Here is a 13,252-nt window from a genome sequence, read left to right on the forward strand (position 1 = left end):
CTGGCGGCTGACTCGTCAAGCCTATGACGAAGCGGATTGCAAACGCACTTATTACTTGTCGCTGGAGTTTTTGATGGGACGGGCGCTGTCAAATGCGATGCTTAATCTCGGCATCAATAACGCAGCAGAACAGGGGCTTTATGGCATGGGGCTGGCGCTGGAAGAAATCGCCAGCAACGAACCCGATGCCGGTCTCGGCAACGGCGGTTTGGGACGACTCGCCGCCTGTTTTCTGGATTCCTGCGCCACGTTGCAACTGCCGGTACGCGGTTATGGACTGCGTTATGAATACGGCATGTTTCGTCAGTTGATTGAAAACAATGAACAATTGGAAGAGCCGGATCATTGGCTGCGCGACGGCAATCCGTGGGAAATGGAACGCCCAGAATTTACCCAGCGCATTCCTTTTGGTGGACGCACCGAAACCAGCACCGACCGATTTGGACGGAAAACCGTGCGCTGGGTGGATACCAATGATGTGCTCGCCGTGCCTTACGATGTGCCCGTGCCCGGTTATCGCAACGACACCGTGAACACGCTGCGGTTGTGGAAATCGGCAGCGACGGATGAATTCAATCTCGACGAATTCAACGCGGCAGCTATCCCGAATCAGTGGGCGCAGAAGAATGAAGCCGAGCACATCACGATGGTGCTCTATCCGAATGACGCCAGCGAATGCGGTAAAGAATTGCGCTTGCGCCAGCAGTTTTTCCTCGCCAGCGCCAGCATCAAAGATGTGTTGCGCGATTGGATTCGTTTGCATGGCAATGATTTCACCCGCTTTGCGGAACTGAACTGCTTCCAACTCAACGACACCCATCCCGCAGTTTCGGTCGCCGAACTGATGCGCCAGCTCATGGACGAGCACGATTTAGATTGGGATACCGCGTGGCCGATCGTGCGGCAAACGATGGCGTACACCAATCACACGCTGCTGCCGGAAGCGTTGGAACGCTGGCCGGTGCGTCTGTTCCGCCAGTTGCTACCGCGCATTCTGGAAATTATCTTTGAAATCAACGCCCGCTTTTTGGCAGAAGTGGCGACTCGCTGGCCGGGCGATAACGAGCGCCAGCGCCGAATGTCCTTGATTGAAGAAGGTTATGACCCGCAGGTGCGGATGGCGTATCTGGCTATCGTCGGCAGCTTCTCGGTCAACGGCGTTGCGGCACTGCATTCGGAATTGTTGATCGACGGACTGTTCCGCGATTTCCACGATTTATGGCCGAAGAAATTTAATAACAAAACCAACGGCGTTACTCAGCGGCGCTGGCTGGCGATGTGCAATCCCAAACTGCGCGATCTGCTCAATGAAACGATTGGCACGGATTGGGTGCGCGATCTCAGTCAACTCAAGCGGTTGGAACCTTACGCCGAGGACGCAGCATTTCGCGCTCGCTGGCACGACATCAAACAAGACAATAAGCGCCGCCTCGCCGAGCACGTCGCGCAGCTCTGTCGCGTGGAATTTCCGCTAGATGGCATTTTTGATGTGCAGGTCAAACGTATTCACGAATACAAGCGCCAGCTTCTCAACGTTCTCCACGTCGTGCATCTGTACAACCGCATCAAACGCGGCGACACGTCTAATTGGACGCCGCGCTGCGTGTTGATTGGTGGCAAAGCTGCGCCCGGTTATGTGATGGCCAAGCAAATTATCAAGCTCATCAATCACGTTGCCCGTTCGGTCAACAACGATCCGATGACCAAACGGTTTGCTGCGCGTGGCGTTTGTGCCGGATTACCGCGTCTCGCTGATGGAAATCATCGCGCCCGGCACGGATTTATCGAACAGATTTCGACTGCGGGCAAGGAAGCGTCTGGCACCGGCAACATGAAATTCATGATGAACGGCGCAATCACCATCGGCACGCTGGATGGCGCGAATATCGAAATCCGCGAGCAGGTCGGTGAAGACAATTTCTTCCTGTTTGGCATGACCGCTGCGGGCGTGGAAGCGCGCCGCCATCATTATGATCCCAACGGCATCATCGCCAGCGATCCGGCGTTGCTGGAGGTGATGAATTTGCTGGAATCTGGACATTTCAATCAGTTCGCGCCCGGCGTGTTCGATCAGGTCATTTTGTCCATTCGCAACCCGCATGATCCGTGGATGACGGCAGCAGATTTCCGCAGCTATATCGACATGCAGGAGCAAGCTGCGGCAGCGTATCGGAATCGAAACGCTGGCTGCGGATGAGCATTTTGAATACTGCTCGCAGCGGTCATTTTTCATCAGACCGCACCATTGCCGAATACAGCCGTGACATCTGGCATCTCGACGCAGTTCCGCCCAAAGACTAACGATTGTTGAGTGCGGCGCATCTGGCAGCAGATGCGCCACATACTGGCAAGCGGCAGCCGCTATACCGCAACAGGCATTCGCTTTAATGACTCAACCATTTGATAAAAATAAAAATAATACTGGAACCGCTACAGCAGGGACAGTATTATCGTCGAAGACAGTCGCGCCATGCGCAGCCTGTTATCCGCTTATCTCGATGATGTTCATCACTTAAACACCGTAGAAACCGGATCATTTGCGGAAGCCGAGCGCGAACTTAAACAGGATGCGACGCGGTTTTTTACTGCGGTGTTGGATTTGCATTTGCCCGACGCACCACACGGTGAAGTCGTTGATCTGCTGCGGCGTTACCACATTCCGGTCGTGGTTTTGACTGGCTCGCTGGACATGAAGCAGCGCGAGATGATGCTGTCGAAGCAGGTCGTTGATTACTTCATCAAGCACAATCGCAATGAAATCGAGCAGTCGCGCAAACGCTCGGACGGCTGTGGCACAACCGCCAAGTCAAGGTGCTGGTGGTTGACGATTCGCCCAGTTTTCGCAGTTATTTGCAAAGTTTGCTCGACAGTTATCGCTATCAAACGCTGACGGCTTGTCATGGGCGTGAGGCGCTCGAATTGTTGGCGCAGCACCCAGACATCAGCTTGATTATTACCGATGTCAAATGCCGAAATGAACGGGTTAGAGCTGATTGAGACCATTCGCCAACAGCATCGCCGCGAGGATTTGCCATCATCGGCATGTCGATGCGTCGCGTCCCGGACTTCCGGCGCTGCTGCTGAAAACTGGCGCGAACGACTTCATCGCCAAACCATTTCAAGCTGAAGAGTTTTTCTGCCGCGTCACGCAAAACACCAACATGATTGATTACGTGCGGCAACTGCGCGAAGCCGCCACCCGTGATTTTTTAACTGGAATTTCCAATCGCCGTCACGCGTTGGAGCTGGCGGAATCGCTCCACGCCAACGCGCTGCGCGGTCATTTTAAGATTGCGCTTGGCATGATTGATGTCGATCACTTTAAACGGGTCAACGACAATTTCGGTCATCTAATCGGCGACGAGGCACTCAAAATCATCGCCACAACGCTACAAAAAACGCTACGTGCTTCGGACATTGTTGGACGTTATGGCGGTGAGGAATTCTTCTGCGTTGTCGTTCTCAAACGCGACGACGATGCAAAGTTGGTGTTTGAACGCATTCGCGCCACCATTGCTGGGCTTCATTTTCAAACCGCTGGAATGGCGGTTCCATTAGCGGTGAGCGTGGGCTTTACCACTGAATTAGAAGGAAGTTTGCTACAAATGATTGCCCGTGCCGATAGCGCGGTGTATCAAGCGAAAGATGCAGGACGCAATCGCGTCATTCGTCATTAAACGCTGCACTTTTTGGAATTCACGCAAGCTGACGACTTCAGGGTGTCAGCTTTTTTTACATCTTGGCGTCATATATGCAAGCCATGCTTTTAACTGAATGATTTGTATCAAATTAAAATTTGGTACTTTTTTTGCATTTTTATTTGTGCAATTACCAAATAAGAATTTGGTAACACATTAAGTCACACTTTGATTGATCGTTATTTTTAAGTGAATAGGAGTTCGTTTTTATGAATATCAACCAAATGATACCCATAACTGTATTGCTGTTTGCGCTTTCGACACCAGCCGCAGCGGATCTGATTTTTAACATTGATTTTGGTCGAGATGGTAGCTATGAAGATAGCTTGAGTCTTGACTTTAATGAAACGACATGGGCAGATATTTACATCTCTGGAGTTGAAAGCCCTGGGTTAATTAGTATGGGATTTAAAATTACCTATGATGATAGTGTGTTAGAAATAATCAACAAAGATGCAAGTGGCTGGGATTTTTCTAAATTTTCTACTGCGGCTTCGAGTTTAATGGTGAGTGGTGGAATGTTTTCAGATACACGCATTGGTAATGACATTCTTTTAGCAAGTGTGCAATTTAAGGGAATTACTGCAACGGGAATAGCGACGACAGCACTGACGCTTTTTGATGGTAGCGGCGATAATTTTGTTCTGGATAACAAAGTTATTTTAGATTCCCGAATATCTACTAGCAGCGGGATTAATTTAGCAGGAGTGAGTGTCACTGGCGCACCAATAACCGGAACCGGAATTCCCCAACCCGGTTCGCTGTTGTTATTAGCTGCTGGATTGTTTGGGTTTTTATTTGCAAAAAACCGTATTGAAACCAACGCCAAGGAGCAATAATCATGCGCCATTCTTATTTCACTCGCTTCAAAAGTTCTACTTTGTGCGCTGCTGCTATTGTTAGCATATTGCCAGCGATGAATTCGTATTCAGCCAGCAGTACCGATCTAGTGTTAACGCCGACAGTGATGACCTTAAAACAAGATGGTTCTGCTCCTGTATTGAATCATCCCGCAGCGCCAATGAACCGCTCACAACTCGTTCCCAATAACGTGACACCCAATGCCCAAGGTGATCGCTTATTAACGGTTCCTGAGCCGACTCAGCCATCTTCTAAAGATGGCACCGCTACAGCATCAACTCCAAAAAAGCCGCATTATAAAGACGGCGAAGTATTGGTATTGTTTAAGAAAGGCGTTACAAAAATCGTTGCAAATAGCGCACTCGGTGCGAAAGCAGCAACAGTGGTCAAGGGTTTTGATCAATTGACGGCGCGAACTGGACAAGTTTTCGCATTAGTGCGCGGCGGTAAAGGCGTGAGTAGTGCGCAATTGATGAAGAGTCTCAGCAAGGATTCTCGTGTTCAGGCCACTTCATTGAATTACGGCAAGCGTCCAACTGTTGTGGCGAGTGATACGTTATTACCAAATGACACGTTTTTTCAGTATCAGTGGTCACTGAATAATACCGGACAAACGGGAGGAACGTCCGGTGCTGATATTCAAACACCTGCGGCTTGGACGCAGCACACGGATTCCAAAGATGTGGTGATTGCAGTTGTGGATACCGGTGTTGATTATGAGCACTCTGATTTAAAAAATAGCATGTGGGTAAATCCGGGCGAAATCGCCGGCGATGGCGTTGATAATGACAAGAATGGTTACATTGATGACATTCATGGCATTGACACGGGATTTGGTGATAGCGATCCCGCCGCTGTTTTTGCGCATGGCACCCATGTTGCCGGCATCATTGCTGCTGAAGGGAATAATGGTAAAGGTGTTACCGGAATCAATTGGCGCGGACGCATCATGGCGTTACAAGGGTTTTCACCTGATGGCTACATGTATGACGATGCAGAATTAGCTGCGTTGCAATACATTCTCACCATGAAAAACAAGGGCACAAATATCGTTGCGGTGAATGCGTCTTACGGGTGCTATGAATGCGAAAATTCAGTGATGGCAGCCGCAATTAAAAACTTAGGAGATGTCGGTATTGCCTTCGTTGCTGCTGCTGGTAATGAAGAAAATGATAACGATGACTATTCAAGTTATCCCGCGAGTTATGATTTACCGAATGTGATTAGCGTCGCGGCAACTGATGATACTGATTCACTGGCTTGGTATTCCAATTATGGTGCAACTTCAGTGGATTTAGGAGCGCCCGGCAGCGCAATTCTAAGCACCTATTGGCTAACCACTTACATTCCCCAAGCAGGTGATGTGTTTTTTGATGATGTCGAATTGGGAACAAATGGTTGGTTTGCTGATGCACCTTGGGCAATTACGGCTACAACTGCAACAAACCATGCTTGGACTGATAGCCCGGCTGGAGACTATAGCGATGATCAATTTTCTGTCCTTGTTAGCCCGCCAATTAACTTGGCTGGACAGAAAATCGGGTCACTGTCAGTTGGATTTAATGCACGACATGAGTTAGAAGAGGATTATGATTTTCTCGATGTCTTTCTGACAAATCCGGTTATTTGGAAAATGACCACTGAGCAAAAACATAGCGGATCGAAAGCATGGTCTGATAGCCCTAATGGCAACTATACTAACAACAGTCTCTCTGGAATCATAAGCCAAGGGATAGATTTATCTACAGCGCCATCTGATTCTGCAATGCTCAATTTTTATCTCAAAGGCCGCGCAGAAACTGGTTATGATGCGTTGTCGGTGTTGTGTGGCAATGAGAGCCAAGGTTTTGAAAGCCTTGGTTATGTTGACTTTGAATTAGGAGACTGGACGCTATTCCAAGTTTCTTTACCAGATACCTGTTTGCTAGATGATGCAAAAATCATTTTTGAGCTTGGAACCAATGGCGGAACAACTTTCGATGGATATTATCTTGATGACATCAGTGTCACTGTAAATGGTGCAACTGTGTTCACGGATGATATGGAAGGAGCTAACAAGTGGCAGACCTTTGGTGAAAAGTATTCATATCAAGGTTACATCACGGGCAGCAGCGGTGGTGCATGGAGCAACTATAGTTTCCAGTTGTTTGATAAATCGCTGTATACCAATGATGCTCGGATTATGTTTGTCTTCCGTACCGATGGTTCTGTCGTAGAGGATGGTGTTTATTTAGATAACATCGGTATTGGTCAAATGACAGTTGAACATGATTTTTATGCGTGGATGAGCGGAACCTCAATGGCAACGCCACACGTCACTGGTGCAGTTGGTTTCTTGGCAAGTGTGTTTGATGAACCAATGGCAGACCGCATTGCTCGAATTGTCACGACAACTGATCCAATTGCTCCTGTTGATGAAACTGATTCAAGAGCGACTGCAAATGGACGGCTCAATTTAGCCAAGGCAGTGAATTCTATTGAATGGCCAGCCGCAGCGCTTGCGCTCTGTGTCGGAAATTTTGACAGTGATGGCGATGTCGATGACGCCGATAAAACGGTCTTTGGCGCTGCTTTTGGATCACGCACTGGTCAAGCGCGTTATAACGCCAATGCGGATTTTGACAAGGATGGCGATGTTGACGGCACTGATCTCGTGACTTTCCGCGCAGATTACGGACGCACGAATTGCCTAGCACGTTAAATCAAGTCTAATTAGTTCTTATCTCAAGCAAAAAGGGCGATGTGTTGATTCACATCGCCCTTTTTGTCTGTCTCACTGCTGTAGTGTTTTGGTTAATTCAGGCATCAACAGTGTCGAAAAATTTGACACTTTGCATTCGCGGCGCAGCGTTAGCTTATTCTCACTGCAACACTTCGGCATTCACGGCGCGTAAGACTAAATTGCGAAACTTTTTCGCCCGCAGTAAATCGCTATCGCTCCACGGTTCGGAATGGCGAGAACTGGTTTCAATCCAACGTTCAAATGACGAACGCGGCGTTAAATGTTGCATTTCTGCATCGAAAGACACGACATCTTTGCGTGGATCGCCAGCCCAGTACACGGTGCGCGGCTGTTCCGGTCGCCACCACAAAAAGGTGCGTTCGCTCTGTGCGCCGACGTGAGTAAATCTCCCCACGCGCACCGCCAGTAAACCACTGGCGCGATCCGCATATTCCACTGCTGGCGGAAACAACGCGGATAACGCATCGGTGGCAAACACTTGATCGACCAAATTGTTCTGCAACCACGCCAGTTGCTCCCGAATCTGCACATGATCAAGAGCAACACCAAAGGTGATGATGTGTTTATCGTCCACCAGCGCCGCGCCTTCTGCGCTCACCAACGATAACAATGCCCGTCCCAAGGTTTGGCTGGGCGTGGTGGATGCGCGTTTGAGATGTCGATTAGTAGACGTGGAACTGACTTCGGCATCTTGGAGCGCATCGAGCAAATTGACGATTTCGTGATCGCTGCCATTCACTTCCATCAACCGCCGGTGATTTTGGTATCCGCCAATCGCCAGCGTGAATACCTGCGCCATTTCTGCGCAGCGTTCGCGCACTGCCAGCGGCAAGTTGCGCGGTGCGTGATGATGACAAGCAATCAGTCCCCACAGTCGTCCGTAAAGTGTTAGCGAAAATGATAATGAAGCTGTAACGCCCATGTTTTTCAAATACGTCAGATGCACTGGCGACACTGCGCGTAAATCCGACAACGTAAGATCAACTTGCGCGTCATCGTGGCTGTGAATCGCCACTGGTGACGCAGCAACATTAGCAATTTGGCGGTGACGATTACGCAGATAGAGCGTGCGGGCAATTTGTGGAATATCAGAAGCGGGATAACGCAGTCCCAAATAGGGCGATAAATTGCTCAGTAGACTTTCGGTAATCACTTCGCCGCAGCCGTCCTCGCGGAAACGGTAAATCATCACCCGATCAAAGCCAGTGGCAGCGCGTAATTCATCCGCCAGCGCTTGGCCTTGCTGCCTCCAATCTGGCTCGGTGTACGGCATTCGATACAGATGATGCGGCACTGGACGATAGGCATCGTGCTGTTGTGCGGCGGGAAGTGACGGCTCCAGCTCCAGTAACCACGTATGTTCATTGCACGACAGCAATCCGTCTAAACTGCCGAACGCGCCATCAAACAGATGACGAAAGAGGCGTTTTTCGGTCGAAGAGTGCATCCAATTTTCAGCATTCACCGTGCTCGTCGTGCCGGGCATAGGTGGCGGAAAATCGGGCAATAACGCCGTTAACGGTTGTCCAAGCACTTCTTCCCATGCAATTCCGATCCAGTCGGCAAGATTGGCGCTGGCAAAACGAATATGCGGATCACCTTCCACGCCACCCAACAGTGCGCCGTCGGGTTGAATCGCCTGTACTCGGTGCAATTGTTCGCGTTCACACTCGACTAGAAATCCTTGCAGAGACAGTTCGCTCATCAGCTTCTCCTACGAAAATCTCGCTATTTAGAGTGAGTTAGCGTAACAGTTTTAATTCTAAGCGTTATGCAAAACAGCTTGTCCATTGTCAGCACGGTTTAGCGCATCCGCACTGCTTGACCGGGTTGCAGCCGATTGACACCCAGCGCCACTACTGGCGTTCCCAGCGGCAAGGTGGTTTGAATCTCCGCAAATTCATCATCCAGCGCCAGCACCGTCACCGCTTCTGGTTGTACTCGCCCATCAACTACGCGCCACACCATCGCCCTTCTGCTCGCTCCAACACTGCGCCGAGCGGCACACGCAACCGCTGCGTGGTCGTTTCGGCAGCAAACCGCAGCGTGATCGTCGTTCCCAGCGCCGGCGCTGCCGCCGGATCATCGAACTGATACCTCGCCGCCCAAGTGCGCATCACCGGATCAGCCGTTTCTGCCACTTCACGCAGCGTCACCGGCAGCGGTTTTGCTTGTCCTAAAACCAGCGCTAGCGCCGTTAACGGCACTTTGGTGCGCCGCGTTTCCGGCACGGCAACTTCGATTTCACGAGCGCCAGCTTCTGCCACCGTCGCCACGATTTGACCGGCAGCAATCACCTGTCCTTGTTGTCCGTTTACTGCGACCATCACGCCGGCGGCTGGCGCAGTTAACGTTGCATATTCAATCGCATAACGTGCTTGTTGCAACACCGCTTGCGCCGCAGTCAACTGCCCACTGGCAGCGCGAGCCGCAGTCGCAGCGCGGTCGTAATCCTGTTGACTGACCAGTTTTTTCCGCAGCATATCCGCCAGCCGCTCGCGTTCGCGCTGGGCGTTTTCGGTTTCGGCACGAGCACTGGCGACCGTTGCTTCTGCGGCAATCCGCTGTTCAATCACGTCACGCGGATCAAGTTGAAACAGCACCTGTCCAGCAGTCACTGCATCGCCAACATCGACGCGGCGCTCGCGGATTTCGCCGTTGATCCGAAATGCCAGCGGAATTTCGTGACGGGCGCACAGGCTGCCGGTCAGGTGCCAATCGGTCGCAGTGGCGATTTCCAACGGAACGGTTAACACCCATGGAGCTGGCGCGTTGGGATCAGCGAGCACCACGGACAACGGCGCGAATAGCATCAGGGCAATCAATGATGATTGTGGTGTGATCTGGCATTTCATGGTTTTAAGCGCCGCACAATTTTTTCGATTTGAATGCGATGGGTGCGGTTATGAATCGCTGCCAGCGCGTGCCAATGCCGAGCCGTGAGCGCACCAAACCACGGATGCGGATAACGTGTCCGCGACCGCAACGGACCAAGGCGCTCAATCAACCGCGAATACCGTTCGACGACGGCGCTCAGGGCGTGAATGCGATCTGCGCCAGCGTCTTCATGCGGCCACACATCCGCCAGTTCGATTTCCACGCCGGGCGCAGAATCGACGCAAATCGCGTGAATCAACGCAGTAATCGCCGTGTTAACCATCACCAAATGATCAAGCGTCATGTACACCGACCAGTGACAACTTTCGCTTTCGATCCCCGGAAAGCGTGGAATGGACACCCGTTGCAAACCTTGCGCACGGTTGAGGCGGCGACTGATCGCCAGTGTTTGTGCAGCTTCTGTCCGAAACACCCGCAAAATCGCTGCTGGTGAGGCGACTGAGGCGTAAGCGCGAACGCCGAAATCAGCAATGTGGCGCTCGTGCGCTGGAAGCAAAGCAAGCGGTGGCGGTGGTAAATCGCTGTTCATGGTCGATTTTTGCCCCAAATATCGCGCAGCCCGACGGTCAAATTGAACACTGGACGCGCTGGCGCAGTGTCGGGATCGGCGACGAAATAACCTTCGCGCTCAAACTGAAACCGCTCGCCTGCTGTTACGTCCGCCAACGCCGGCTCCACCATGCAATCGGTGAGCACTTGCAACGAATTCGGATTCAAATCAGCGCGATAATCCGTTCCGCCAGCGCCCGGCGTGGGGACGCGAAACAGTCGGTCATACAGCCGAATTTCCGCCGGAATCGCCGTTGCTGCGGCAACCCAATGAATCACGCCCTTGACTTTGCGCCCTTCGGGATTTTTGCCCAGCGTGGCGAAATCGACGCTGGCGCGGAGTTCAAGCACTGCGCCAGCCGCGTCTTTAATCACCTCATCGCAGCGAATGACATACGCGCCGCGCAACCGCACTTCGCCGCCCGGAATCAGCCGCTTGAAATCCTTCGGCGGCTGCTCCGCAAAATCGTTGTGGTCAATCCACAGTTCCGCACTAAACGGCAATTCGCGGTTACCCATGCTGGCGTCTTTCGGATGATTGGAAAGGGTGACCAGTTCGTGGTTGTCGGCCGGGTAATTGGTCAACACCACTTTGAGCGGACGCAATACCGCCATCCGACGCGGTGCGCTGGCGTCCAAATCGTCGCGGATCGCGCTTTCCAACAGCGCCATTTCCACCAGATTGTCAGATTTGGTCACGCCGACCCGCTCGCAAAACTCCCGAATCGCTGCCGGGGTGTAACCGCGTCGCCGCAATCCCGCGAGCGTCGGCATTCGCGGATCATCCCAGCCGTTGACCAGTTGCTCGCTGACCAATTCGGTCAAACGCCGTTTGCTCATCACCGTGTATTCCAAATTCAGCCGACTGAATTCGATTTGGCGCGGCTTGCTGGGCACGGAAACGTGGTCAATGCACCAGTCGTACAGCGGGCGATGATCTTCAAATTCCAGCGTGCACAGCGAATGGGTGATGCCTTCGAGCGCATCGGACAGCGGATGGGTGTAGTCGTAAGTTGGATACAAACACCACGCGCTGCCGGTTTGGTGGTGAATCACGCCGTGTTTGATGCGATACAGCACTGGATCGCGCAGATTGATATTCGGTGAACGCATGTCGATGCGAGCACGGAGCGTGCGGCTGCCGTCACCAAATTCACCGCTGCGCATTCGGGCAAACAGATCGAGATTCTCCGCCACTGAACGCTCGCGGTACGGACTATCGCGCCCCGGCTCGGTCAAAGTGCCGCGATAGGTGCGAGTGTCTTCGGCGCTGAGATCGCAGACATAAGCCAAATTCTGTTCAATCAATTCAATGGCGAATTGATACAGCTGCTCGAAATAATCAGAAGCGAAAAACCGCCGGTCGCCCCAATCAAAACCCAGCCAGCGCACATCCGCTTGAATCGAATCGACAAATTCAACGTCTTCTTTTAATGGATTGGTGTCATCAAAACGCAGATTGCAGGTGCCGTGATAATCCAGCGCCAGCCCGAAATTCAATGCGATGGATTTGGCGTGACCAATGTGCAGATAGCCGTTCGGTTCGGGCGGAAAACGGGTGGCGATTCGGTCATGTTTGCCAGCAGCCAAATCCGCGTCGATGATCTGGCGGATAAAATTGGTGCGGGGCGGATCAACGGCGTCGGTCATGGATGGCTCAAATAATCGGAATAAAAGGAGATACGCCGCATTCTAGCGCCTACCACGCGGATTGAAAGAATCGCAGCTCTGGCGCTTGCGCTATCCTATTTCGCACTGCCGCCGCTATTGGCAAGCGCCAATCGAGAGATTCATGCTGATTAAATTCCAAACCCCAGCCTACGCGACCATCACCATGTTCGGCGATGTAGCCATCACGCTGATTAAAACTAATGGGACACAGCGGGCGCGTCCCCGGTGCACTGCTCGCTGCCGACATTCCGTCTGCGCTTGCCTGTTTAGAAGCTGCTGTGTCCGAGTATCCCGATCTGTCGCTTGATCCCACCACGACGAATGCTGCACCAGCGGGCGACGCCGGGCAGCACGTCAGTCTCGCACACCGCGCCATGCCGTTGATTGCGTTGCTAAAAGCTGCTGGCGCTGACGGCGAAACGGTCATGTGGGAACGAGTGTGATTTTCGCAATTCCCGTGATCGGCGTGGTTGCGCCCAGCGGCAGCGGCAAAACGACGTTGTTGCGGCAACTGGTCGCGCTGCTGCATGACCGAGGAGTGCGCGTGGTTATCTCAAACATGCCCATCACAGTTTTGATCTCGACGTGCCCGGCAAGGACAGTTTTGAAATTCGGGCAGCGGGCGCGCACAAACGCTGCTGGCATCGCGGGAACGCTGGGCGCTGCAAGTTGAAGAACCTGCGCCAGCGTTGATCCCGATCTTGACGCCGATGCTGGCGCGGTTTGAAACGGCGCGGCTCGATCTGATTCTGGTGGAAGGGTTTAAACACGCCCGTTATCCAAAAATTGAGGTCTATCGCGCTGCGCTCGGTCACGCGCCGCTGTATCCGAC

The 13,252-nt window shown here is 52.2% G+C and carries 12 protein-coding genes and 1 pseudogene; 8 read left to right on the forward strand and 5 right to left on the reverse strand.

Features of this window, described 5'->3' with window-relative positions; all coding sequences use genetic code 11:
• Positions 1–55: 55 nt before the first annotated feature.
• The 6 genes and pseudogenes from CXB77_RS05710 (at position 56) to CXB77_RS05735 (ending at position 7,260) form a co-directional block, all read left to right on the forward strand.
• Positions 56–2,301: pseudogene (locus CXB77_RS05710) on the forward strand (glycogen/starch/alpha-glucan phosphorylase).
• 169 nt (positions 2,302–2,470) lie between these two features.
• Positions 2,471–2,890, forward strand: a complete 420-nt coding sequence (locus CXB77_RS05715; RefSeq protein WP_105073155.1) for a response regulator — start codon at positions 2,471–2,473, stop codon at positions 2,888–2,890.
• Positions 2,818–2,997, forward strand: coding sequence for a response regulator (locus CXB77_RS24510; RefSeq protein WP_431520708.1), 180 nt, complete (start codon positions 2,818–2,820; stop codon positions 2,995–2,997). Before CXB77_RS05715 ends, CXB77_RS24510 begins: the two co-directional genes overlap by 73 nt.
• On the forward strand, positions 2,994–3,677 hold the full coding sequence (locus tag CXB77_RS05725) for a diguanylate cyclase (protein WP_105073156.1): 684 nt from the start codon (positions 2,994–2,996) through the stop codon (positions 3,675–3,677). Before CXB77_RS24510 ends, CXB77_RS05725 begins: the two co-directional genes overlap by 4 nt.
• A gap of 230 nt (positions 3,678–3,907) precedes the next feature.
• Entirely contained in the window at positions 3,908–4,537 is a 630-nt protein-coding gene (locus tag CXB77_RS05730) for a hypothetical protein (protein WP_105073157.1), read from the forward strand.
• A 2-nt stretch (positions 4,538–4,539) separates the two neighbouring features.
• Positions 4,540–7,260: a S8 family peptidase gene (locus tag CXB77_RS05735; RefSeq protein WP_105073158.1), complete on the forward strand. Its 2,721-nt coding sequence runs from the start codon at positions 4,540–4,542 to the stop codon at positions 7,258–7,260.
• A 160-nt stretch (positions 7,261–7,420) separates the two neighbouring features.
• Here CXB77_RS05735 and CXB77_RS05740 read toward each other — a convergent pair whose 3' ends face one another.
• From CXB77_RS05740 to CXB77_RS05755, 5 genes are all read right to left on the reverse strand, one after another.
• Positions 7,421–9,007: a GAF domain-containing protein gene (locus CXB77_RS05740; RefSeq protein WP_105073159.1), complete on the reverse strand. Its 1,587-nt coding sequence runs from the start codon at positions 9,005–9,007 to the stop codon at positions 7,421–7,423.
• 98 nt (positions 9,008–9,105) lie between these two features.
• Entirely contained in the window at positions 9,106–9,270 is a 165-nt protein-coding gene (locus CXB77_RS21300; RefSeq protein WP_242445478.1) for a hypothetical protein, read from the reverse strand.
• A complete protein-coding gene (locus CXB77_RS05745) occupies positions 9,255–10,157 on the reverse strand; it encodes an efflux RND transporter periplasmic adaptor subunit (RefSeq protein WP_242445479.1) in 903 nt (300 codons plus the stop codon). The genes CXB77_RS21300 and CXB77_RS05745 overlap by 16 nt, the downstream gene beginning before the upstream one ends.
• On the reverse strand, positions 10,154–10,729 hold the full coding sequence (locus CXB77_RS05750) for a DinB family protein (RefSeq protein ID WP_105073162.1): 576 nt from the start codon (positions 10,727–10,729) through the stop codon (positions 10,154–10,156). Before CXB77_RS05750 ends, CXB77_RS05745 begins: the two co-directional genes overlap by 4 nt.
• Positions 10,726–12,399: a glutamine--tRNA ligase/YqeY domain fusion protein gene (locus CXB77_RS05755; protein WP_105073160.1), complete on the reverse strand. Its 1,674-nt coding sequence runs from the start codon at positions 12,397–12,399 to the stop codon at positions 10,726–10,728. Before CXB77_RS05755 ends, CXB77_RS05750 begins: the two co-directional genes overlap by 4 nt.
• A gap of 221 nt (positions 12,400–12,620) precedes the next feature.
• On the opposite strand from CXB77_RS05755, the gene CXB77_RS05760 reads away from it, so the two are divergent.
• Together CXB77_RS05760 and CXB77_RS23595 are read left to right on the forward strand one after the other, a co-directional pair.
• On the forward strand, positions 12,621–12,863 hold the full coding sequence (locus CXB77_RS05760) for a DUF1840 family protein (protein ID WP_172452557.1): 243 nt from the start codon (positions 12,621–12,623) through the stop codon (positions 12,861–12,863).
• Entirely contained in the window at positions 12,860–13,093 is a 234-nt protein-coding gene (locus tag CXB77_RS23595) for a molybdopterin-guanine dinucleotide biosynthesis protein MobB (RefSeq protein WP_347338060.1), read from the forward strand. Before CXB77_RS05760 ends, CXB77_RS23595 begins: the two co-directional genes overlap by 4 nt.
• The last annotated feature ends 159 nt before the right edge of the window (positions 13,094–13,252 follow it).

Source organism: Chromatium okenii (assembly GCF_002958735.1).
Classification (GTDB): Bacteria; Pseudomonadota; Gammaproteobacteria; order Chromatiales; family Chromatiaceae; genus Chromatium; species Chromatium okenii_A.